Raw genomic sequence first — 22,725 nt, 5'->3', positions numbered from 1 at the left:
GTGGCCGGGGCGGGACGGGGCGTGGCCTCAGGCCGAGTAGCCGAGCTGTTTGCGTATGTACGGCGTCATCAGCGTCTTCGCCTTGGCGAGGGTGGCGGTGCGGCCGCCGAGGACGGCGGTCTCGCCGCCCGGCACGGGGATCAGGGTGAGCCCGTCGGCCGCGCCGAACGGCACGATCAGCGGGGTGCGCTGGATCGGCCGGTAGAAGCGGGGCTCCTTGCGGTGCCTGCCCGAACTTCCCAGGTAGGCACGGATGTTGTGGGCGGCGATGTCCGCCTGGGCGATCGCGACGGGGGAGACCTTCAGCTCGCTGACGTCGTTCACGTCACCGACCGCGAACACGTCCAGCCGCCCCTCGACCCGCAGCATCCGGTCGACCTTGACCTGCCCCGAACCGTTCAGCCAGTCGCCGTGCCCGGCCAGCCGCAGCCAGAGCGTGTTGGGCGTGGTGCCGTTGGCCCAGAAGGAGAGGTCGGCCTCGATGATGTTGCCGCGGCCGTCCCGGTAGGTGTCGAAGTCGGCACCGGGCGAGATGAACGAGTCGAGGCGCACCTCCACGTCATGCGACTCCAGCCAGGACAAGGCCCGCCGACCGGCCCATTTGCTCCCCATGGAGTTGAGCAGCACCGACCCGGCGTGCGCGAGTGTGACCCGCGCCTCGGGCCGCGCCAGCCGGATCTCGGCGGCGAGTTCCACACCGCCCGGCCCACCGCCGGCGATCAGCACATGCTCGGCGTCGGCGATCTTCTCCTGGTGCGCGGTGAACGTCTTGGCCGCCTCGTCCATGGTCGTGCCCAGGAAACGCGCGGGCTCCGGATAGTCGGCGCCCGTGGCGATCACCACCACGTCGTACGGCAGTCGCTCACCCGTGGCCAGCCGTACCTGCCGCGCACCGGTGTCGATGTCGATCGCCTTGCCCACGACCACCCGGCCGTTGCGCAGCAGCCGGTCGTAGGGGATGAAGGGCGTTGTCGTCCAGTCCTCGTGCACCCCGGCGCGCAGCGCGGCGATGCGGTGGAAGAAGACCTCCTTGCGGTCCACGAGGGTGACCCGTGCGACCTCGTCCAACTGTTTGGCCAGGCGGATGCCCCCGTATCCGCCGCCGATCACGATTACTTCGCCGTCAAGCACATCAATTCTCCTGTGCGGGTGGGGGGAGAGATGACGAGCGTATCCCTTGAAACCTCAAGCGACGGGCGAAGTCTGTGCTTGTTGTGTGAAGCGACGACGGGGATCACGGAACTGTCACGTGTCACAGGGCCCTAGGCTGGCCCCGTGACCGCAGACGACCGCCCCCTCGCCGTATTCGACCTGGACAACACCCTCTCCGACACCGCGCACCGGCAGCGGTACCTGGAGCGGAAGCCGCGCGACTGGGACGCCTTCTTCGCCGCCGCCCCCCAGGACCCGCCACTGCCCGAGGGCATCGAGATGGCACTGGCGAGCGCAGAGGAGTGCGAGGTCGTGTATCTCACCGGCCGCCCCGAACGCTGCCGCCGCGACACCGTCGACTGGCTCGCCGCGCACGGCCTCCCGGAGGGCCGCATCTGGATGCGGCGCGACAACGACCGCCGACCCGCCCGCCGCACCAAACTGGAGATCCTCCGCCGACTCGCCCGCACCCGCGAGATCCGAGTCCTCGTGGACGACGACGAGTTGGTCTGCGAGGACGCGGAACAGGCGGGCTTCACGGTCGTACGAGCACGATGGGCGGCGACGTCCGCCGTACTGAAGGTGGCACAGGAACGGGAGGGCCGCACCTGAGCACTCAGCCGGCGTCCTCCAGCCGGAACCCAACCTTCAGTCCGACCTGATAGTGCGCGATCTCCCCGTTCTCGATATGCCCCCGCACCTGCGTCACCTCGAACCAGTCAAGATTCCGCAGCGTCTGCGAGGCCCGGGCAACCCCATTCCGAATGGCCTGATCGACACTCTCCCCCGAACTCCCGACAATCTCGGTAACCCGATAAACATGGTCGGACATACGCCTGCTCCTTTCAGCCACCCCCACCTCCACGGTGCCCCACACCACAAGACTCCGCGAGAGGTGGCGTCCCTTTAGGGGCGCGGGGAACTGCGCGACAAGCCACGGCTTACCGCACTCGCCACACATCCCCGACCTCCCGAGCTCTCAGGCGTACGGGGTCGAAGGGGCAGCGCCCCTGGGGGATGGGACGGGTAGGGGCGGCGGGGGCGAGCAAAACCCACCCGGCCACCCCGCCGCTCACCGAGCCACACTCAGCGACAGCGCGAACCTCCCCTCCCGATCCGTCCACCAGTGGCTCAACTCCAGCCCGGCACGCCCGAGCTCGGCCCGCACACCGCCCTTCCTGAACTTCGCCGACACCTCCGTCCGCAACGACTCCCCACCCGCAAACTCCACGGCCAGACCAAGCGCCGGAATCTTCACGGTCTGATCCACCCGCGACCGCAACCGCATCTCGATCCACTCCCGCTCCGCATCCCACAGAGCGACATGATCGAACGCCTGGGGATCGAAATCCGCCCCCAGCTCACGATTGACAACAGCCAGCACGTTCTTGTTGAACGCCGCCGTCACCCCGGCCGAGTCGTCGTACGCGGCAACCAACACCCCCGCGTCCTTGACCAGATCCGTCCCGAGCAACAACGCGTCACCGGGCGCCAACAGACCACGTACGGAAGCCAGGAACGCAGCCCGCTCCACCGGCACGAGATTGCCGATCGTGCCCCCAAGGAACGCCACCAGCCGCGGCCCAGGCGTCTCCGGCAGCCGAATCCCGGCGGTGAAGTCGTCGATCAGGGCATGCACGCGAAGCCCCGCCCGCTCGGCGACCAGCGCCTCACCCGCCAGCCGCAGCGCACTCTCACTCACGTCGACCGGCACATACGTATGCAGTCCGGGCATCGCGTCCAGCAGATGCCGTGTCTTGTCGGAGGACCCGGACCCCAGCTCGACCAGGGTCCGCGCCCCGCTCGCCGAGGCGATCTCACCGGCCCGGTCGATGAGGATCTCGCGCTCGGCACGGGTCGGGTAGTACTCGGGCAACTCGGTGATCCGCTCGAACAGTTCACTGCCGACGGCGTCGTAGAACCACTTCGGCGGCAGCGTCTTGGGCGTACGGGTCAGCCCGTCCAGGACATCGGCGCGCAGAGCCGCGTCCGTGGCGTCCTCGGGCAGGGTGCGGGTGAGAAGGAACGCGCTCACGCGTGGGTACCCTCCAACTCCTTGAGCGGGGTGAGAAGAACGTCTGTACGGCTGGCCGCGAGCAGCGTGCGGTCCGGCACCTCGACCCAGTGCGGGTCGTCGTCGTACGGCTCGGACGCCACGACGGTGCTGCAGCCGGGCTCGGCGAGGTACCAGAGGGTGTCGCCCCAGGCCGTCGCGGCGATGGTGTCACCGTTGGTGAGCAGCAGATTGAGCCGGGAACCGGGGGCCGCCCGGGCGACCTCGAGGACCGTGTCGGCCAGCGCCTGACCCTCCTCGTCGCCGGCCCGCAGCCGGTTCAGGACCAGGGCCCACACCAGCGCTGAGTCGTTACGGGCCTCCATCGACAGCACCTCGACGGTCGGTAGTTCGGCGGCGAGCCCCGCCAGCGACCGCGGCCACCCGGCGACGGCCCCGTTGTGGCTGAACAGCCACGGCCCGGCGGTGAACGGCGCCGCCGCGGCCTCGTTGTCCGCACCCGGCACCGTGGCGTCGCGTACGGCGGCCAGCAGCGCCCCGGTACGCACGACCCGGGCGAGGTCCGCGAAGGACTGGTCGCCCCAGATGGGCCCGGCCCGCCGGTACCGCCCCGGCACCGGGTCGCCCTCGGCGTACCAACCCACCCCGAAACCATCGGCGTTGACGGTCCCGTACCGCTGCCGCCGCGGCGCCCACGACTGCCGGAACAGACCGTGCGGCGGATCCACCAGGACCTTCCCCAGCGGCGACGGCGGGCCCAGGAACGCGATATGACGGCACATCAGACGGCCTCCGGGGACGCGTCCCGCGCGGTGCGGAACCCGCAGAAGATCTGCCGCCGGACCGGATAGTCCCAGTTGCGGAACGTCCCCCGGCAGGCCACCGGGTCCACGGCGAAAGACCCGCCGCGCAGCACCTTGTACTCGGGACCGAAGAACACCTCCGAGTACTCCTTGTACGGGAACGCCGTGAACCCCGGGTAGGGCAGGAAGTCGCTCGACGTCCACTCCCACACATCACCGATCAACTGCCGTACACCCAGTGGTGATTCACCCGCCGGATAGCTGCCGGCGGGGGCCGGGCGGAGGTGACGCTGGCCGAGGTTGGCGTGCTCGGGCGTCGGGTCGGCGTCGCCCCACGGGTAGCGCGTCGAGCGGCCGGTGACCGGGTCGTGCCGGGCCGCCTTCTCCCACTCGGCCTCCGTGGGCAGCCGGCGCCCCGCCCAGCGGGCGTACGCGTCGGCCTCGTACCAGCACACGTGCAGCACCGGCTCGTCGGGCGGGACGACCTCGGTGACGCCGAAGCGCCGCCGCAACCACTGCCGGCCGTCCCGGCGCCAGAACAGGGGCGCGGAGATATCGTGCGCACGGATGTGGTCCCAGCCGTCGGCCGTCCACCAGCGCGCGTCCTCGTAGCCGCCGTCCTCGATGAACGCCTGGTACGCGGCGTTCGTGACCGGCGTGGTGTCGATGTGGAACGGCGGGACGACACGCCGGTGCGCGGGCCGCTCGTTGTCCAGCGCCCATGGCTCGGCCGAGGTGCCCATCATGAACTGCCCACCGGGCACGAGGACTTCGGCCGGGCCGGTGAACAGCGGCGTCGGCGCGGGGTCCGGCGCCGTGAGCACGGCGGGGCCTTTGCGGAGCTGATGGGTGATCAACATCGTCTCGTCGTGCTGCTGTTCATGCTGGGCGATCATGCCGAAGGCGAAGCCCGCGTCGGTGAGCCGGCTGCCGTGAAAGGCGGTGCTCTCCAGTACGTCCAGGGCCCGGCCACGCACCTCGGCGAGGTATTGGCGGGCCTCCCCGGGCGGCAGCAGCGGCAGCGAGGGCCGCTCCGCGCGCGGGTGCTCGAACGCGTCGTACAGCCCGTCGATCTCGGGCCGCATCGCCTCCCGCCCCGCGACGTTCCGCAACAGCCACAGCTCCTCCTGGTTGCCGATGTGGGCGAGGTCCCACACCAGCGGGGACATCAGCGGCGAGTGCTGTGCGGTCAGGTCGGGTTCGTCGACGACGGAGGTGAGGAGCGCGGTACGGGCACGGGCCGTGGTGAGCGCCGCCAGCGCGCGCTCCCGGAGTATGTCGGGGTCGGCGTCGTTCGTCGGTGCCGGGGTCTCGGGTGCGGTCATGCGGGGATGTCCTTCCCGTGGAACAGGTCGAGCAGCTCGTCGGCGGGGCAACGGCCCCGGGCCACATAACGGTCGGTGAACTCGGCGACGGCGTCCTGCACTTCGGTGCTCGCGCCGAGCCGGGGCAGCGCCTCGGCGGCCGCGGCGAAGCACACGGTTGCCGCCTCCCGCAGCTCGGGGTCGGCCAGTCCCGAGCGGGCGGCCGCGACCCACAGGGGATTACGCGGCGGCGGCAGCGAACCTGCCCGTTCCGCAAGGGGTTTGACGGACAGATAGGCGGTTTCGGCGGCCTCCGCGTCCTCGAACAGCGCCGCCGTCACGGCGAGCGGCACGATCCACCCGTCCGCACCCGGCTGGGCGTCGATCATGCGGAATTCGAGGTGGCCGCGCGGCCGGATCGGCGGGAACAGGGTCGTCAGGTGATAGTCGAGGTCCTCGCGGCTCGGCGGCGCGTCGGACCTGGTCCACTCCCGGAACGTCATCCCGCCCGGAACGCCCCAAGGCCCCTCCGCCGCCCGCACGCACATCACTGGCGCGTCCAGCGCCAGCCGCGCCCAGGCCCCGCGCGGGTCACCGTCCAGCGCCGGGGCGTTCGTACGGCCCGGGTCCATCGCCGCCCACAGCGCCTGCCGCGTGGAACGCCAGCCGGTGGTCCGGCCACGCGCCAGCGGGGAGTGCGCGAACGCGGCCACCAGCACCGCGCCGAGCTGGTGCGCCAGCCACCAGCGCCGCTCGTGGCCGAGGGGCCCCGGCTCCTCGTACCCGGCGTCGAGACACACCTGGACGGAGGCCGAGGAACACATCATGGCCCGCCCCTCGGGCCCGAAACGGTCGAGGTAGACCTCCATCGCGTCGTACCGGGGCTCACGCAGATACCGGGTCGGGGGGTTCCAGGGTTCGTGGCCGAAGCCGCTGAGGGCGAGCTCCGACTCGCGCAGCGTCGCGCGTACGGCGTCCAGATCGGCCGAGACGGACCTCACGCACTCCATCAGGGAGGCGGCGGGAGCCGAGCTGAGCTCCAGCTGACCACCGGGCTCGATGGTCAGAGCCGAGGTCAGGGGCAGGGTCCGCAGTGCGGCGTAGGCCGCTTCGAGTCGTGCGGGTGGTGCCGGGAGCCGCGGATCACGCAGCTCGTGGACGTGCCATTCCAGTTCGACACCGAGGGTGCGGGGTGGGCCGGTCTTGAAGCAGATGCCCCGCACCAGGGCCTCCACCTCGGCTTCGGTGACGCCGGAGCGGTGCTCCGTACAGCCACTCACCGAATCTGACATGTTCAGAATCCTCCTGAGATTCCACCGTGTCGCCGACCCGATGCGTGGGGGCCGGCTCGAGAGTGCTCATCCAACCCAAGACCCTCACGAGGCTTCGCACAAGGGTGCACATCGTGGCAATGCGGAAACTCTCTTGCCGTCATTCCCCAGCATCACCCACGATGCGTCCATGAGCACGACGGGGGAGCGCACGGGGGTGGCGCCATGAGCGCACGCCTGCGCGGAATCGCACGGGAGACCGAGGAAATCGTCGCTGCGGGCCACTACCGCACGCCCGAAGGCCGAGAGGTGTCCATCGCGGCCGAGGTCGAGGCGGCGAGGACCGGGACGCGCCTGCACGGACCGGAACCGGTGGAGACGCCGCGGGTCGCCACCGTCACAACACTCATCGAGGTCACCGGCGAAAGCAGCCTGGAAGCCGCGTACCGTCTCACCCGCCAGGACGCCGCCCCGGTCACCGTCCTGAACTTCTCCTCGGCCCGCAACCCCGGCGGCGGCTACCTGAACGGCGCCCAGGCCCAGGAAGAGGCCCTCTGCCGAGCCTCCGCCCTGTACACCTGTGTCCGCGAGGCCCGCGACTTCTACGACCACCACCGCGCCCACCGCGACCCGTTCTACACGGACCGTGTCATCCACTCACCCGCCGTACCCGTCTTCCGAGACGACCGCGGCCATCTCCTGAACGACCCCTACCAGGCCGGCTTCCTGACCTCGGCCGCTCCGAACGCGTCGGTCGTCCTGCGTACGGCCCCGGAGCGAGCGCCGGAGCTCCCACGAGCGCTGGCCACGCGGGCCGAGCGCGTCCTGGAGACAGCGGCGGCGTACGGCTACCGCCGGTTGGTGCTGGGCGCCTGGGGCTGCGGGGTGTTCGGCAACGACCCGAGCCATGTGGCGGGCGCCTTCCGGGAGCTGCTGGTCGAAGGCCGCTTCGAGGGGTACTTCGCGCACGTGGTGTTCGGGGTACTGGACCGGACCAAGGGTGCGGTGGTCCGGGGCGCCTTCGAACGAGAGTTCAACGCCAGCCGTACCGCTCCCTGAGCCGGTGCACCACGGAGTTGAACCTCATCCGGTCCAACGCACAGGCCTCGCGCCGCATCCCCGCCTCATGCAGCCGCAGCACCCGATCCACATCCACCCACGAATCCCGCCCGGACCGGTCCCAAGGCCCACTCCCGATCGGCACCCACTCCCGGTCCCCGTCATGCCGCTTGCTCGACAACTGCACGGCGAGCAACGTCCCGCCCGGCTCCCGGGCCACCACCAGCACGGGCCGATCCTTCCCCCGCCCGTCGTTCTCCTCGAACGGCACCCAGGTCCACACGATCTCCCCGGGATCAGGATCCCCGTCATGGGCAGGCGAGTACTCAGTACGCACCCGCCCCACACCACGGGGATCGGCTTCGGTGGTGGCGGAGGGCCCGTAGCGCCCAGGAACATGCTGATCGGCAAAGGCAGTCACGGGACAACGCTATCCCGCGCCCCGTCAGGGGCGCGGGGAACTGCGCGATCAACCACAACAGACCCGCAGTCGACCACTACTGGTCGGAGTTACGGCGCTACGACTCTCGATCCACCGGCACCTTCTCAACCGGCAGCCCATTGACCCCTGCCGAGCCGCCGGCAGGCACGCCGTTCTGGTTCATGGACGCCAGCAACTGCCGAGCCAGCCCCAACCCGGTCCCACCCATCGTCAGCGCCTTGGCGAACATGTCCGCCATCCCCTCGGCCCCGTTGAGCAGCACCATGTTGTCGACGTTCCCGAACGCACTCGCCCCGGCCTGCACGATCTCCGGCCACTGCTCGGCGAGTTGCTGTGCAATCACCGCCTCCTGGTTCTCCGCCAGCGCAGCGGCCCGCGCCTTGATTCCCTCGGCCTCGGCGAGCCCCTTCGCCCGCGTGGCCTCGGCGGCGGCGAGCCCCTTGGCCTGCCGGGCGGCGGCCTCGGCCTCACCGGTGGCGCGCGTCGCGTTCGCCTCGGCGGCGGCCGCCAGTTCGGTCTCCTTGGCCTTGGCCTGCGCGGCGGAGATACGGGCGTCGCGCTCGGCCTCGGCGAGGGTCCGCTTCTCGTAGGCCTTCGCGTCGGCCGGCTTACGGACGTCCGCCTGGAGCTGCTGCTCGCGCCGGGCCGCCGCCAGCTCCGCGACCCGCGTCTCCTGGACGACGACCTCCTGCATGGCGGCCGCCTCGGCGAGGGGGCCGGCCTGCTTGGCCTTCGCCGAGGCATTGTCCCGCTCGGCCTGGTAGCCGGCCTGCAGGATCTCGCTGTCCCGGGTGGCCTCCGCCATGCGTGCGGCGGCCTGCTGCTCGGCCTCGGTGGCGAGCCGGTTGGCCTCGGCCTGTGCGATCCGGGCGTCCCGCTGGACGGCCGCCGCGTGCGGCATGGCCAGGTTCTTGATGTATCCGGTCGGGTCCTCGATCTCGTGGATCTGCAGCGAGTCGACGATCAGACCCAGCTTCTCCATCTCCGTACCGCACGCCGCTCGCGTCTGACCGGTCAGCTTCTCTCGGTCGCGGATCATGTCCTCGACCGTCAACCCGCCCACGATGGACCGGAGATGACCGGCGAACACGTTGTGCACCCGCTCCGAGACCCGCTTCTGCTGGTCGAGGAAGCGCCGGGCCGCGTTGGCGATGGACACGAAGTCGTCGCCCACCTTGAAGATGACCACGCCCCGGATCTTGAGCGGAATGCCCTGGTGGGTCACGCAGTCCACGGACAGCTCGGTCTGGTTGAGGTCGAGCGACAGCTTGCGCACCGCCTGCATGCCGGGCGCCACCAGCGTGCCGCGCCCGGTGACGATACGGAAGTTCATGCCCTCCTGCAGGCCCTCCGTCTTGTGCTTGGAACCGGAGATGATCAGCGCCTCGTTGGGTTCGGCGACGCGCCACATGAGCTTGAACAGACCGACCAGTACCAGGACGGCGCCCACGGCCGCCCCCGCGATCATGCCGATGAACATCGGCACACCCCCTCTGCCAGGTGCCCTTTCGGCACCGAACGTCGGAAGTGTCCCGCGTGACACAGCGGCGGTACAGCTACCGGGAGACCGTTGTTGCAGTCCTGATGCGAACCGGTGTCAGAAGGCCGACAGGCGGACCCGACGGACCGTCAACTGTCGTACGCCGCCGACACATACACCGTGCGCGGCGGCAGATACTCCATCACCATCACGAGCGTCCCCGGCTCGATCCGGTCCTTGGCGGAGGCGGGATACGCCAGGAAGTGCTCGGCACCGCCCCGCACCCGGAGGATCACCTCGCCGACGAGCCCGGGACCGACCGCACCGGTCACCCGTCCCATCAGCCCGACCATCGACGCTTCGTCCATGGTCACAGCGTACGGGTCACCGGGTACGGATCAGCTGGTGCGGGGCGAACCGTTCACGCCACGGGTGAGCCCATGGCCTCCCGCCGGCGGCCACAGCTCGTGCCAGTGCTGGTCCGCCTCCAACTGCGCGGCCAGCGACAGGAGCAGAGGCTCACTGTCGGCCGGACCGAGCAACTGCGCGCCCACCGGCAGCCCGTCCCCCACGAACCCCGCCGGTACGTTCACCCCGGGCCAGCCGAGCACGTTCCACGGCCAGGCGTACGGGCAGGCGGCGATCATCGCCCGGTCGGTGCCGAGGCCGCCGAGGTCGAGCATGGACCCGATGCGCGGCGGGGGAGCGGCGGTCGTCGGCGCCAGCAGCACGTCGTAGCCGTACGACGTGAAGAGCGCGCCGATCCGCTGGTGGAGCGTGGCCTCCGCGCGGCGGGCCAGCCGCAGGGGCGCCCCGCCGAGGAGCCGGCCGAGGCGTGCGGCGTCGCGGGTGCGCCGGTCGAGGAGGTCCTGCCGGGCGATCGCGCCGACCCGTTCGGCGATCCCCGCGGTGGCGCGCGGGACGAACGTCAGCCCGATCTGCCCATAGCGCGGCTCCGCCTCCTCCACCACGTGCCCGAGCGCGGCGAGCCGCTCCGCGACCGCGCGGACCCGTTCCCGTACGAGGGGATCGAGCCGCGCGGGCAGCGCCGTGAACGGCGGCTTCAGGGACAGCGCGATACGGAGCTGGCCGGGGTCGCGTCCCACCGCCTCGGAGGCCTTGATCGCGGCCGGCCGGTGCAGGTCGCCCTCGTGGTTGCCGCTGGCCGCGTCCAGGAGGAGGGCGGCGTCGGCGACCGTACGGGCGAGGGTGCCGTTGACGGTGATGCCCTGGAAGGACTCCGCGTGCGGCCAGGTCGAGATGCGGCCGCGCTGCGGCTTGATGCCGATCAGATGCGTCCAGGACGCCGGGATGCGCACCGAGCCCGCGCCGTCCGAGCCCAGCGCGGCCGGCACGAGCCCGGCCGCGACGGCCGCCGCCGAGCCGCCCGAGGAGCCGCCGGGTGTGTGGTCCGGGTGCCAGGGATTGCGGGTGGCGCCGAAGGCGGGCCCCTCCGTGAACGGCCACTGCCCCAGCTCGCAGGTGTTGGTCTTGCCGACGACGATCGCCCCGGCCGCCCGCAGCCGCCGTACCGCCTCGCCGTCCTCCGGCAGCGAGGGGAACTCGCCCCGGCAGCCGAACGCGGTCGGCTCGCCGGCCACGTCCATGTCGTCCTTCACCGCCACCGGCACCCCGAGCAGTGGCCGTCGCCCGCCCGCGGCCAGTTCCTCGTCCGCCGCGTCGGCCTCCGCCAGCGCCGCCTCCGCCCGCACCCGCCGAAACGCGTTGACCGTCGCCTGGCTCGCCTCGATCCGGGCCAGCGTCCGCTCCACGAGCGCCCGCGACGTCACCTCCCCCGCGGCCAGCGCACGGGCACACTCCGCCAGACCCGGGGCACGGTCGGCAGCCATACGGAACACCTCCGGAAGCAGCTTGTCTACTGAACGGTAACGTTCGTGCGGACGCTGCGGTACGAGGCGGGAATCATGCCTGGCGGGCCCGGCGTTTCGCTCCCTTGCCGGCCGGAACCGATCAGCCGCGTGCCAAGTGCCGCATGCTCAGAGCCAGATGGAGCCGCAGCCGGCCCCGAGGCGTGCGGACCGGCCAGCCGAGCAGGGTCTCCGCGTGGGCGAGGCGGTCCTGCAGGGTGGAGTGGTGGACGTTGACCTCGGTGGCCGCCGCCCGCAGGCTCGCCGTGGCCGCGACGGCGTGCAGGGTCGCGAGCATCCAGGGGGCGTCCGCCGCGGCCCGCTCCAAGTCCCGTACATCCGGCGGCGGTTCGCTTCCCGGGGCGATCAACTCGGCGAGAAGGGCGAGCCCGCCGAGGTCCTCGGCGTGGACCACACGCTCGCCCGGATCCCGCGCGGTGCCCTCGGAGGTGAACCGGAGCGCGGTCCGCGCCGCCTCCCAGGAGCCGGGCAGAAGGAGCACGGGCACGGCTGGACCGACCCCGACCCGCCCGGCGGGCAGTTCGGCCTCGTCGGGCCGCCCGTCTCCGTGTACGGCCATGATCCGGGGCCGGCCGCCGAGCGAGGCGAGGGCGCGGGCCCGGGTGCCGGTGGCGTCGAGGCCGAGCCGGCGGGCCGCGTGCAGCCGGGCCCGCTCGCCGGCGGCGGGGTCGAGCACGGTCTCCACGAGCGCCGGGTCGTCGGCGGGGGAGAGGGGCACTCGGCCGCGGGTCCGGTCCAGCACCAGCCGGAGGGCGCCCGCGGCCCGCTCCAGGATCACGGCGTCCACGACGCTCGGCTCGGCCGTCCCGGTCCGCTCCAGCCACAGCGCGGGGACACCGTCCGGCACCAGCGCGGCGGACGGCCACGCCGGGTCCGGCGCCAACTCGTCGTCCCGCCGCCGCCCATCGGGCTCCACCCGTATCCGCACCCGCCGCTCCACGTCGACGAGCCGCGCGGGACACCCGGCCAACACGGCCGCCCCACGCACCAACGCCTCCAGCCCCGCCCGGGACTCACCCAGCGCATCGAAGTAGGCGATAACCCGAACAGTGGCCCCGGCATCCGGATCGACCGCAGTCAGCCGCCCCGCCAGCTCTTTCATACGCACCATGGTGTGGCATGGGCGCCCAAGAGCTCGATCGGGCAGTTACTCGGGCGACTGCGGGTCGTTCGTGGTTGCTCGCGCAGTTCCCCGCGCCCCTTAAAAGCCAGGGGGCCGCCAGTTCTTTTAGGGGTGCGGGGAACTGCGTGACCAGCCCCCACCAACCCGCACCCGCCAACGCACCGACTGAACCGAGCTCGAAGGCGTGGCGGGGTCGAAGGGGCGGCAGCCCCTGGGGATGATGGGGGGGTCCCCCCGCTCGAGCGAAGCCGAGAGTGGGGGAGGGCAGGGGCGGCGGGGGCGAGACCTCACTCCCCGAACAGCCTCCGCAGCCACCGCACATGCGCCCCCCCGGCTGTCCTGGGACAGCGCCGCCTGCGGGGCGAGTCCGTCGAACCCGTGGAAACCGCCAGGCCACACATGGAGCTCGGCAACCCCACCGGCCTGCCAGAGGCGAGACGCGTACGCGACGACCTCGTCCCGGAACGTCTCCGCGGAGCCGACATCGAGGAAGGCGGGCGGCAGCCCGGACAGATCCGTCACCCGGGCAGGCGCGGCGTACTCGGAGACCTCGGGCCCACCCCGCCGTGAGCCGAGCAGCGCGGTCCACCCGGTCTCGTTGGCCGTCCGGTCCCACACCCCGAGCCCCGCCATCTGGTGGACGGACGGCGTGTCGTTGCGGTCGTCGAGCATCGGGCACAACAGCATCTGCCCGATCGCCCGCGGCCCCTTCCGGTCCCGCGCGAGCAGCGCCAACGCGGCGGTCAGCCCGCCACCCGCGCTCGCACCCGCGATGACGATCCGCTCGGCGTCACCGCCGATCTCCTCCGTGTGCTCGGCGGTCCACAGCAGCCCGGCGTACACGTCGTCGATGGGCGCCGGATGCGGATGCTCGGGCGCCAGCCGGTACTCCACGGACACCACGACCGCCCCGAGTTCCCGCGCCCAGGCCAGGGGCGCGTCCATGCCGACCCTGTTGTTGCCGACGACCATGCCGCCGCCGTGGACGTGGTAGATCACCGGCAGCGGACCCGGCCGCTCGGGAGCGGTCGGGCGGCAGATGAGCAGCGAGACCTCGGATGCGCCCTCGGGCCCCGGCACCAGCCGGTCCTCCACCGCGAAGGCCCCGTCCATGGTCAGGTCCAGCTGCGCCAGCATCTCGATACCTGGCCCCTGGCGCATGGCCGGGATCTCGTCCATGGTCAGCTGCCGCGGAAGCACGTCCCTGATCGCCTCAAGAGCCGCCGAGAGCTCGGGATCGAAGGGGGGCGGGACCATGCTCATGGCTGCTCCTCATGCGTTTTCGTGCCAGTGGTTCGTACCGTGATGATGAGCGCGGCGACAAGCCGCGAGGATGCCGTCGTACGGCGGCGAGTGCCCGCCATCCGGCGGGTGCCGCCCGCGGCCGGCACACAGTTCACGCCATTGGTGTGAAGCGTCGCTTCCTCATACCCGGCGCACAGAATCCCGGCCGTCGACCAGCACTGTTTCAATGGTCGTCGGCCATCGCGTGCCCGTGGGACAGCAGGTGTACGTCGCTGTCGCCGAGCCGGGCCGCCCGCCGGTGCCGAACGGCCACGCGTATCCGGAGGACCGCTTCCCGAGGACCGGTCACACGCCCTTGGCCAGGCGTGACACCGCTTACCGAAGGCCGGTCCCCGGCGGACCGAACCGAGGCGGGAACCCGGACCGCTGTCCGGGAAAGAAGCCCATCTCCCCACCTTGGCGGGCATGGCGCGAAATGGTTGCAGGGTTGAACGGATTTCGAACAGATTCGCCAAACTGCCCAGCCAGCATAGATCGGGTGGCCCGAGACCCGAGCTTCCGTGTGGCCGGTACTCCCCCGGCCGGAACGCCCTTCACAGCTTCTGCAAGGATGCCCCCCCTCATGGTGCAGATATCGAAAGAGCCCGCCCCGCCCTCGCCCCTGCAACGTTCCGTGCCCACGAGCGCCGATGTGGCCCGCCTCGCGGGAGTCTCACGCGCGACGGTCAGCTACGTCCTGAACAACACCAGTGCCGTCCGCATCAGCGAGCCCACCCGCCGCCGGGTCCACGACGCCGCCAAGGAACTCGGATACGTCCCGCACGCGGCGGCCCGCAGTCTGCGCGCCGGCCACAGCCGCATGGTGCTGATGCCGACCCCGAAGGTGCCCATCGGGCCCCTGTACAGCCAGTTCATCAACGACCTGCAGTGGGCCCTCAGCCGCCTCGACTACACCGTCGTGCAGTACGGCGGTGTCGCCCTGCGCGGCGACGAGGCCGCCCGTGCCTGGGCCGAACTGCGCCCGGTCGCGGTGATCGTGCCCGGCGAAGGGCTCGGCCCCCAGGGCGTGGCCGTCCTGAAGCGCTCCGGCGCACGCGCCGTCGTGAGCCTCAGCCCCGAGCCCGTCGAGGGCGCCCATGTGCTGCTCCTGGACCACGGCTGCGTCGGCCACAGCGCAGGCCTGCACCTGGTCCAGCGAGGGCGCCGTCGTATCGGCGTCGTCGTACCCGACGAGCCCGGCCTCGGGGTCTTCTCCCGGCCGAGGCTCGCGGGCGTACGACGCGCGGTGCGGGGCACGGAGGCGACGGTCACGGAGCTGCCCCTGGCGTACGACGAGGGGGCCGCGGCCCAACTCGCCGCGCGGTGGCGCTCCCTCGGCCTGGACGCCGTGTTCGCCTACAACGACGAGTACGCGATGCTGCTGATGCGGGCCCTGCAGGACGAGGGCATCCGCGTCCCCGACGACACGGCCGTGGTCGGTGCCGACGACTTGATGCTCGGCCGGTTGCTGCGCCCCCGCCTCAGCACCGTCCACATCGAACTACCGGCCGGCCGCGCCCTCGCCGAACTCGTCGACCGCGCGGTCCGCGACCCCGGCATGATCCCCGCGACCCACGACGTACTCGGCGCGAGAATCGTCCACCGCGAGTCGAGCTGACCCGGGTGCCGACGCCGACCGGACCCCGAGCGCGGGCACAACTACCGGTCCGCTGACCGGAGTTGTGCCCGGGACGCGTGACCGCGACTGCCCCTCCTGCCGTGAACCGGTCCCTCTTGCTTGCCGTGAACCGGTCCCTCGTGCCGTGAACCGGCCGCCCTCACTGACCGTTCTGTTCGGCCTGCGCCTGCTGTTCGGCGACCGCCTTGCGGACCTCGTCCATGTCGAGCTTGCGGGCCTGTCCGATGACGTCGGTCAGTGCCGCCTCCGGCAGGGCGCCCGGCTGTGCGAACACGGCGACCTGGTCACGGACGATCATCAGCGTCGGGATCGACTGAATGGCGAAGGCCTGGGCCAGCTCCGGCTGTGCCTCGGTGTCCACCTTGCCGAACACCAGGTCAGGGTTGTCCGCGGCGGCCTTCTCGTAGACCGGCGCGAACTGACGGCACGGCCCGCACCAGGACGCCCAGAAGTCGATCAGGACGAACTCGTTCTCGGTGACCGTCTGGTCGAAGTTCTCCTTGGTGAGCTCCACGGTGCTGCTCATGGCGTACATCCCTCTTCCTGGTCTCGGTGCTCGGGGCGAGCCGCTGTCCACAACGCCACCCGGGGGTGGCGTATTCCGCGCACGTACCCGTGTGGCCACGACGCACACCAACAACCAGACTGACCCCATGACGGATACGGAACACACCGAAGACACAGCGCAAGCGACCGCGACCGCGTACGACGTCGTGGTGCTCGGTGCCGGACCCGTGGGGGAGAACGTCGCCGACCGCACCCGCGCCGCCGGCCTGTCCACCGCGGTCGTGGAGAGCGAACTGGTCGGCGGCGAGTGCTCGTACTGGGCGTGCATGCCCAGCAAGGCCCTGCTGCGCCCCGCCATCGCCCGCGCCGACGCCCGCCGCGTCCCCGGCCTGCGCCACCAGGTGGACGGACCGCTGGACGCCCCCGCGGTCCTCGCCCACCGCGACTACATGGCCGCCCACTGGAACGACGACGGGCAGGTCGCGTGGCTGGAAAGCGTCGGGGCGAGCGTGTACCGCGGCCACGGGCGTCTGGCCGGACCCCGCCGGGTCGTAGTGGACGCCCCCGACGGCGGGCGCCATGTCCTCACCGCGCGGCACGCGGTGGTGATCTCCACCGGCAGCCGTGCCCAACTGCCCGACCTGCCGGGGCTCGCACAGGTCAGGCCCTGGTCGAGCCGCGAGGCCACCAGCGCGAAGGAGGTCCCGGGCCGGCTGCTCGTCGTGGGCGGCGGTGTCGTCGCCGTCGAGATGGCCACCGCCTGGCGGGCCCTCGGCTCCGAGGTCACCGTCCTTGTACGCGGCAAGGGCCTGCTGCCCCGCATGGAGCCCTTCGCCGGTGAACTCGTCGCCGAGGCGCTCACCGAGGCGGGCGCGGACGTCCGCACCGGGACCTCGGTGACGGCGGTGACCCGCGAGAACGGAACCGTGGTGGCCCTCACCGACACCGGCGACCGCATGGAGGCCGACGAGATCCTCTTCGCCACCGGACGCGCCCCGCGCACCGACGACCTGGGCCTCGACACCGTCGGCCTGGAACCCGGCTCCTGGCTGCCCGTCGACGAAAGCCTCCGGGTGACGGGCAGCGAGTGGCTCTACGCGGTCGGCGACGCCAACCACCGGGCGCTGCTGACCCACCAGGGCAAGTACCAGGCCCGTATCGCCGGGGCCGCCATCGCCGCCCGCGCGGCCGGGGTCCCCCTCCTGGAGAGCGACCCCTGGGGCGCCCACGCCGCCACCGCCGACCACGCCGCCGTCCCGCAGGTCGTCTTCACCGACCCCGAGGCCGCCGCCGTCGGCCTCTCCCTCGCCGAGGCGGAACAGGCCGGCCACCGCGTCCGCGCCGTCGACGTCGAGTTCAACTCCGTGGCGGGGGCGGGCCTGTACGCCGAGGGCTACCGGGGCCGCGCCCGCATGGTCGTCGACCTCGACCACGAGATCCTCCGGGGCGTCACCTTCGTCGGCCCCGCCGTAGGCGAACTCATCCACTCCGCCACCATCGCCGTCGCCGGCGAGGTCCCGATCAGCCGCCTCTGGCACGCGGTCCCCTCGTTCCCGACGGTCAGCGAGGTGTGGCTGCGACTGCTGGAGGCATACCGGGGCTGACGAGGTCTCACTCCGGCAGCAGGAACCCGAGGTCCCGGGCGGCGCGGGCCGGGGTCGGGTCGTTCCAGCGGTCGGCCATCGCCTGGTTCGAGGAGAGGGAGCGCAGTTCGGCGCGGTCGAGGTAGAGCATGCCGTTGAGGTGGTCCGTCTCGTGCTGGACGATCCGGGCGGGCCAGCCCGCGAACTCCTCGTCCACCGCCCGCCCGTGCTCGTCGAGCGCCCGCAGCCGGACCTTGGCGTGCCGGGCCACGACGGCCTGCCACCCCGGCACGCTCAGGCAGCCCTCGAAGAACGCGTCACGGTACGACCCCACCGCCTCGTACGACGGGTTGACCAGGACGCGGAACGGCTGCGGGACCCGGCCGCGGGCTAGCCGTACCTCCTCCGGGACCGGCGCCGGGTCCTCGATCACCGCGATCCGCAGGGACACCCCGACCTGCGGCGCGGCGAGGCCGACGCCCGGCGCCGCGTGCATGGTGGCGCGCAGGGCCGCGATGAAGCGGGCCAGGAGGGTGGGGTCCAGCTGGCGGGCGAAGGGCTCGGCGGTGCGGCGCAGCACCGGGTCGCCCGCGGCGACGATCGGCAGCGGGCCCTCATGGGCGAGGAGTTCCTCGACCCGGTCGCTCAGGGGGCGGGACTCGGTGCGATCACGTTCATAGGCCATCGAGCCAGGATGCCAAGCGGGTTGGCGGGATGCGAGGCGGCTCTCGCGGAGGCGCGTCCGGCGGCAGACCTGACGCAGCGGTCGGGTCATGTGACCCGCGTCACGTGAATCGCAGGGAACTCGGCGGCTGCACGCCCCGACTACTGAACCGCTACTGAACCACCACGACGTCCCCCGTACCCCGGAGTGTCCCGCCGATGACCCTCGCCCCCGCGACCGAGACGGACGAGCCCCAGAAACCCGTCAAGCCCGACGTCACCCCGAAGGGCTGGGTCTCGCTCAAGCCGCTTGTCCTGCGACTGCACTTCTACGCGGGCGTACTCGTCGCCCCGTTCCTGCTGGTCGCCGCCCTCACGGGTGGGATGTACGCCGCGTCGTTCCAGATCGAGAAGATCGTGTACGCCGACGAGATGACCGTCTCGAAGGTGGGCGACGAGAAGCTGCCGATCTCCGAACAGGTGGCCGCCGCCCGCGAGGAGTACCCCGAGGGCACCATCTCGGCCGTACGCCCCTCCCCGGAGGACGACGCGACGACCCGGGTGCTGCTGTCGGGGGTCGAGGGCGTCGACGAGACCGCGACGCTCGCGGTGTTCGTCGACCCGTACACGGCACAGGTGCGCGGGGCGCTGGAGCAGTACGGGTCGACCGGCGCGCTGCCCATACGGGCCTGGATCAGCCAGTTCCACGCGAACCTCCAGCTCGGCGAGACCGGCCGCCTCTACAGCGAACTCGCGGCCAGCTGGCTGTGGGTCATCTCGGGCGGCGGCCTCGTTCTGTGGTTCGCCCGCCGCCGTACCCAGCGAAAGGTGCGCGGAACCAGTGGCCGCCGTCGCACCCTGGGGCTGCACGGCACGGTCGGCGTGTGGGCCGCCGCCGGATTCTTCTTCCTCTCGGCGACGGGCCTGACCTGGTCGGTCTACGCCGGCGCAAATATCGACGTGCTGCGCACCGAGCTCCGCCAGGCGACCCCCGCCATCTCGGCCGAGGCCGGCGACCACGGGGGCCATGACGCCGCCGCCGCGGAGGGCGCCGCCGCCGCGGAGGGCGACCTGGACAGGATCCTCGCCGCCGCGCGCGCCGAGGGGCTGGGCGACCCCGTGGAGATCGTGCCGCCGGCGGACGTGTCCTCCACGTACGTGGTGAGTCAGGTCCAGCGCAGCTGGCCCACCAAGCAGGACGCGGTGGCCGTCGACCCAGCGACCGCCGAGGTCACCGACACGCTCCGGTTCGCCGACTTCCCAGTGCTCGCCAAGCTCACCCGCTGGGGCATCGACGCCCACACCGGCGTCCTGTTCGGCATCGTCAACCAGCTCGTCCTGCTGTCCCTGGCGGCCTCGCTGGTCCTGCTGATCCTCTGGGGCTACCGCATGTGGTGGCAGCGCGGCCGGGCCTCGTCCTTCGGCCGTCCGATCCCGCGCGGCGCCTGGCAGCAGGTGCCGCCGCACATCCTGGTCCCCGCGATGGCGGCCGTCGCCGTCCTCGGCTACTTCGTCCCGCTGCTCGGCATCCCGCTCGCCGTGTTCATCGCGGTGGACGTCGTGCTGGGCGAGATCGCGTACCGGCGCGGCAAGCGGACGTACGGCGGCCGGGCGGAGGCGAAGTAGGCGTAGAGGAGCGGTAGGACGTACGAGGGTGGGTCCGTGTCCCGCCGGGACACGGACCCACCCTCATCTGTACGTCTTTACGTCACTGCCGCTCGAAGTCGCCCGCGAGCGCCGAGGCGATCCGCAGGTGGGACTCCGCCTCGTCGTGCCGGGCCTGTCGCTGGAGCGTGCGGCCCAGCATCAGCCGGGCATAGTGCTCCACCGGGTCCCGCTCGACGAGGATGCGCAACTCGGCCTCGGCACGGCGCAGTTGGGCCGAGTGGTAGTAGGCGCGGGCCAGCAGCAGCCGGGGGCCGGTCTGCTCCGGCACCTCCTCGACGAGTGTGCCGAGGACGCGTGCGGCGGCCGTGTAGTCCTTGGCGTCGAAGAACATCCGCGCGCGCTCCCAGCGCTCGGCGGGTGTTCCGTGGTCGTAGTACGTCGTGTCCACTGGTGACCTCCTTCGACGGCCCACAACCCCGACCGGCTGTTGAATATTCCACTACTTCATGGCGGCCAGCTCCGCGTTCGCCCGCTCGGTGACGAGCGCCAGTACGCGACCGGCGACCGCCAGATCCTCGGCGGGGATGCCGGCGTAGATCCGGGCGGAGACGGGCGCGGTCTCGGCGGTGGCCCTGGTGTGCAACTCCCGCCCGGCGGCCGTGATCCTGAGTCGGGACGGCTGTGCCGGATCCGGCTCCACCAACTTCGCGGAGAGCAGCTCCTCGACGACGGCCCGTATGTCGGCCCTCGCGACCTTGAGGGAGTCGACGACCTGATCCAAGAGCAGGTCACGGTCGACGGGTTCGTCGGCGACCGCGACGACCCGGAGGGTCACCGACTGCTGGAACGTGGCGCCGTGACCGGCCAGCACGCTCTCCAGGACCGCGCGCCCGGCGTAGTGGGCGAGGGCGATGACCCGGCCGTTGACGGTGGGTGTCGCGGTGGTGGTCATGTCTGCTCCTTGTCGTGCTCGGTGACAGGGGTGAGGGGTACGTCGAGCAGGGCCGTCAGCTCGCGGGTGAACTCCCGTGTACGGGTGCTGTCGAGGCCGCCGAGCGGCTCCAACAGCTGTTGCAGGAGCCCCTGGACGACCTCGATCGCCCGCCGGGCCGCAGCGCGTCCCTCCTCGGTGAGCGCCAGCTGTACGGCGCGCGGGTCGCGGGGGTCCCGGGCGCGTTCGAGGAGCCCGGCGGTCTCCAGGGCGCGGGCCAGCTTGGAGACGTAGAGCGCCTCCAGACCGGTGTGGTCCGCGAGCTGCCGCTGACTGGGCCGCAGGCCGGAGCGGTGCATGTCGTACAGCGACGCCACCAGCGAGTACTGCGCGTGCGTCAGCCCCAGCGGAGCGACCGCACGGTCGACCGCCACCCGCCACTTCATGGACAGACGCCAGACGAGAAACCCGGGCGTGGCGCCCTCGAAAGCCGAACTCATGCGAATACCGTACATGGCTACTGTAGCCATGGCTACTATTTTGCGGCAGGGGTTCTGAGGCAGGTGGAGGGACGGACTGATGGGCGGACTGATGGACTGACGGCGGGTGCCGGTCGGGTCTAGGTTGTGAGGTATGAGCAATCTTGATCGGGAGGCGGTGCCCGCGTTGTGCGGCGGCCGGGGTTTCGTCGTGGCCGAGCCGGTGCGTGAACTCCTCAGCCCTCGCCGGGTACAGCTCGGCGAGTCCACCGAGGTCCGGCGGCTGCTGCCCAGCCTGGGCCGCCGTATGGTCGGCGCCTGGGCCTTCGTCGATCACTACGGGCCGGACGACATCGCCGACGAACCCGGCATGCAGGTCCCGCCGCACCCGCACATGGGCCTGCAGACCGTCAGCTGGCTGCACGAGGGCGAGGTGCTGCACCGCGACTCCACGGGCAGCCTCCAGACGATCCGCCCGCGCGAGCTCGGTCTGATGACCTCCGGCCGCGCGATCTCGCACTCCGAGGAGAGCCCGAAGCCGCATGCCCGCTTCCTGCACGGCGCCCAGCTGTGGGTCGCCCTGCCGGACAGCCACCGGCACACCGACCCGCGCTTCGAGCACCACGCCGAGCTGCCGACCGTCACCGCGCCCGGACTGCGCGCCACGCTCATCCTCGGCTCCCTCGACGGCGCGACCTCTCCCGGCACCACGTTCACCCCGATCGTCGGCGCCGACCTCGCCCTGACCCGCGGCACCGACCTGCGCCTGCCCCTCGAACCCGACTTCGAGTACGCCGTCCTGGCCATGTCCGGCGAGGCCCACGTCGACGGTGTCCCCGTCCTCCCCGGCTCCATGCTCTACCTCGGCTGCGGCCGCTCCGAACTCCCCCTGCGCGCCGAGTCGGACGCCGCCCTCATGCTCCTCGGCGGCGAACCCTTCGAGGAGGAGCTCATCATGTTCTGGAATTGGATCGGGCGGTCCCAGGAAGAGATCGCACAGGCGCGCCGGGACTGGATGGATGGAACGCGCTTCGGCGACGTGAAGGGCTACGAGGGTGCCCCCCTGCCTGCCCCTGAGTTGCCGCCCGTGCCGCTGAAGCCACGGGGGAGGATGCGCTGACCTGCGCGCATATAGGACGCATGCTGACCCGCCACAGGCGGGGGCTGCGGCTCGGCCGGCCCATGGGTGGTCCGGATCTTGGCTGCTTACCGACCGATCTGGGCGCCTCTGTGGCGGCTCACATGTGTAGGACCGAGACCCGTTGACAAACTGATTGTCGAGGGCGAGTGGGAATCGGCGAAGTGAGCCGTGTCTGTGGGCGGCGTCCTTCGGCAGCGGCGTGCCGCACGACCTCGTCGCCGCTTTCGCCGGCGGACGAAGTCCTCCGTGCCCGGCAGAAGTTCGCCGCGTGAGAAGTCGGGTTCGCCGCCGGGGTTGTGCTGGTGCGCTTCGTCAGGCCGACCGCCCTGCGTGGTAGACGCGTCCTCTGCCTG

Annotated in this window: 22 protein-coding genes and 1 pseudogene; 6 read left to right on the top strand and 17 right to left on the bottom strand. The window is 71.6% G+C overall.

From position 1 onward, the window contains the following. Positions 1–27 precede the first annotated feature (27 nt). Positions 28–1,131 (bottom strand): NAD(P)/FAD-dependent oxidoreductase, encoded by a 1,104-nt coding sequence (locus F3T56_RS07295; RefSeq protein WP_149823868.1) that lies wholly within the window; start codon positions 1,129–1,131, stop codon positions 28–30. A gap of 144 nt (positions 1,132–1,275) precedes the next feature. Between F3T56_RS07295 and F3T56_RS07290 the strand changes: the two genes are divergently transcribed. Continuing rightward, entirely contained in the window at positions 1,276–1,764 is a 489-nt protein-coding gene (locus F3T56_RS07290; protein ID WP_149823867.1) for a phosphatase domain-containing protein, read from the top strand. A gap of 4 nt (positions 1,765–1,768) precedes the next feature. On the opposite strand, the gene F3T56_RS07285 is transcribed toward F3T56_RS07290, so the two are convergent. From F3T56_RS07285 to egtA, 5 genes are all read right to left on the bottom strand, one after another. Beyond that, complete coding sequence (locus F3T56_RS07285) at positions 1,769–1,984, bottom strand: dodecin (RefSeq protein ID WP_149823866.1); 216 nt, start codon at positions 1,982–1,984, stop codon at positions 1,769–1,771. Positions 1,985–2,224: 240 nt separating this feature from the next. Further along, a complete protein-coding gene (gene egtD, locus F3T56_RS07280) occupies positions 2,225–3,187 on the bottom strand; it encodes an L-histidine N(alpha)-methyltransferase (RefSeq protein WP_149823865.1) in 963 nt (320 codons plus the stop codon). Further along, positions 3,184–3,948, bottom strand: a complete 765-nt coding sequence (gene egtC / locus F3T56_RS07275; RefSeq protein WP_149823864.1) for an ergothioneine biosynthesis protein EgtC — start codon at positions 3,946–3,948, stop codon at positions 3,184–3,186. Before egtC ends, egtD begins: the two co-directional genes overlap by 4 nt. Then, positions 3,948–5,294, bottom strand: a complete 1,347-nt coding sequence (egtB, locus tag F3T56_RS07270; RefSeq protein WP_149823863.1) for an ergothioneine biosynthesis protein EgtB — start codon at positions 5,292–5,294, stop codon at positions 3,948–3,950. The genes egtC and egtB overlap by 1 nt, the downstream gene beginning before the upstream one ends. Further along, a complete protein-coding gene (gene egtA / locus F3T56_RS07265; protein WP_149823862.1) occupies positions 5,291–6,565 on the bottom strand; it encodes an ergothioneine biosynthesis glutamate--cysteine ligase EgtA in 1,275 nt (424 codons plus the stop codon). The genes egtB and egtA overlap by 4 nt, the downstream gene beginning before the upstream one ends. A 204-nt stretch (positions 6,566–6,769) precedes the next feature. Here egtA and F3T56_RS07260 point away from each other — a divergent pair, with 204 nt between their 5' ends. Beyond that, on the top strand, positions 6,770–7,603 hold the full coding sequence (locus tag F3T56_RS07260) for a TIGR02452 family protein (protein ID WP_172638838.1): 834 nt from the start codon (positions 6,770–6,772) through the stop codon (positions 7,601–7,603). Here the strand turns inward: F3T56_RS07260 and F3T56_RS07255 are convergent. The 6 genes and pseudogenes from F3T56_RS07255 to F3T56_RS07230 all read right to left on the bottom strand — a co-directional run bounded on the left by F3T56_RS07255 (position 7,578) and on the right by F3T56_RS07230 (position 13,800). After that, on the bottom strand, positions 7,578–8,024 hold the full coding sequence (locus F3T56_RS07255) for a type II toxin-antitoxin system PemK/MazF family toxin (protein WP_149823860.1): 447 nt from the start codon (positions 8,022–8,024) through the stop codon (positions 7,578–7,580). The genes F3T56_RS07260 and F3T56_RS07255 overlap by 26 nt on opposite strands. 97 nt (positions 8,025–8,121) lie before the next feature. After that, positions 8,122–9,525: a flotillin family protein gene (locus F3T56_RS07250; RefSeq protein ID WP_149823859.1), complete on the bottom strand. Its 1,404-nt coding sequence runs from the start codon at positions 9,523–9,525 to the stop codon at positions 8,122–8,124. 149 nt (positions 9,526–9,674) lie between these two features. Further along, positions 9,675–9,899, bottom strand: a complete 225-nt coding sequence (locus F3T56_RS07245; protein ID WP_149823858.1) for a hypothetical protein — start codon at positions 9,897–9,899, stop codon at positions 9,675–9,677. Between the two features lie 24 nt (positions 9,900–9,923). Beyond that, on the bottom strand, positions 9,924–11,375 hold the full coding sequence (locus tag F3T56_RS07240; RefSeq protein ID WP_149823857.1) for an amidase: 1,452 nt from the start codon (positions 11,373–11,375) through the stop codon (positions 9,924–9,926). 121 nt (positions 11,376–11,496) lie between these two features. Continuing rightward, complete coding sequence (locus tag F3T56_RS07235) at positions 11,497–12,516, bottom strand: helix-turn-helix domain-containing protein (protein ID WP_149823856.1); 1,020 nt, start codon at positions 12,514–12,516, stop codon at positions 11,497–11,499. 308 nt (positions 12,517–12,824) lie between these two features. Next, positions 12,825–13,800: pseudogene (locus F3T56_RS07230) on the bottom strand (alpha/beta hydrolase). A gap of 604 nt (positions 13,801–14,404) precedes the next feature. Here F3T56_RS07230 and F3T56_RS07225 point away from each other — a divergent pair. Continuing rightward, positions 14,405–15,439, top strand: a complete 1,035-nt coding sequence (locus F3T56_RS07225; RefSeq protein ID WP_149823854.1) for a LacI family DNA-binding transcriptional regulator — start codon at positions 14,405–14,407, stop codon at positions 15,437–15,439. A gap of 160 nt (positions 15,440–15,599) precedes the next feature. On the opposite strand, the gene trxA is transcribed toward F3T56_RS07225, so the two are convergent. Further along, positions 15,600–15,986: a thioredoxin gene (trxA, locus tag F3T56_RS07220; protein ID WP_149823853.1), complete on the bottom strand. Its 387-nt coding sequence runs from the start codon at positions 15,984–15,986 to the stop codon at positions 15,600–15,602. Between the two features lie 127 nt (positions 15,987–16,113). Here trxA and F3T56_RS07215 point away from each other — a divergent pair, with 127 nt between their 5' ends. Further along, positions 16,114–17,571, top strand: coding sequence for a dihydrolipoyl dehydrogenase family protein (locus F3T56_RS07215; protein WP_149823852.1), 1,458 nt, complete (start codon positions 16,114–16,116; stop codon positions 17,569–17,571). 7 nt (positions 17,572–17,578) lie between these two features. On the opposite strand, the gene F3T56_RS07210 is transcribed toward F3T56_RS07215, so the two are convergent. Continuing rightward, on the bottom strand, positions 17,579–18,235 hold the full coding sequence (locus F3T56_RS07210; protein ID WP_149823851.1) for a peptide deformylase: 657 nt from the start codon (positions 18,233–18,235) through the stop codon (positions 17,579–17,581). A gap of 197 nt (positions 18,236–18,432) precedes the next feature. Here F3T56_RS07210 and F3T56_RS07205 point away from each other — a divergent pair, with 197 nt between their 5' ends. Beyond that, entirely contained in the window at positions 18,433–19,839 is a 1,407-nt protein-coding gene (locus F3T56_RS07205) for a PepSY-associated TM helix domain-containing protein (protein WP_149823850.1), read from the top strand. Between the two features lie 82 nt (positions 19,840–19,921). Here F3T56_RS07205 and F3T56_RS07200 read toward each other — a convergent pair whose 3' ends face one another. The 3 genes from F3T56_RS07200 to F3T56_RS07190 are packed head-to-tail and all read right to left on the bottom strand — an operon-like array spanning position 19,922 to position 21,252. Then, a complete protein-coding gene (locus F3T56_RS07200; RefSeq protein ID WP_149823849.1) occupies positions 19,922–20,269 on the bottom strand; it encodes a tetratricopeptide repeat protein in 348 nt (115 codons plus the stop codon). A gap of 51 nt (positions 20,270–20,320) precedes the next feature. After that, positions 20,321–20,773, bottom strand: coding sequence for a MarR family transcriptional regulator (locus F3T56_RS07195; protein WP_149823848.1), 453 nt, complete (start codon positions 20,771–20,773; stop codon positions 20,321–20,323). Further along, positions 20,770–21,252, bottom strand: a complete 483-nt coding sequence (locus F3T56_RS07190; RefSeq protein WP_149823847.1) for a MarR family winged helix-turn-helix transcriptional regulator — start codon at positions 21,250–21,252, stop codon at positions 20,770–20,772. The genes F3T56_RS07195 and F3T56_RS07190 overlap by 4 nt, the downstream gene beginning before the upstream one ends. A 133-nt stretch (positions 21,253–21,385) precedes the next feature. Here F3T56_RS07190 and F3T56_RS07185 point away from each other — a divergent pair, with 133 nt between their 5' ends. Beyond that, entirely contained in the window at positions 21,386–22,351 is a 966-nt protein-coding gene (locus F3T56_RS07185; RefSeq protein WP_149823846.1) for a pirin family protein, read from the top strand. The last annotated feature ends 374 nt before the right edge of the window (positions 22,352–22,725 follow it).

The organism is Streptomyces tailanensis (assembly GCF_008386495.1).
GTDB lineage: Bacteria > Actinomycetota > Actinomycetes > Streptomycetales > Streptomycetaceae > Streptomyces > Streptomyces tailanensis.
Note: the sequence above shows the minus strand (reverse complement) of the source record. Positions and strands in the feature narration are given on the sequence as shown.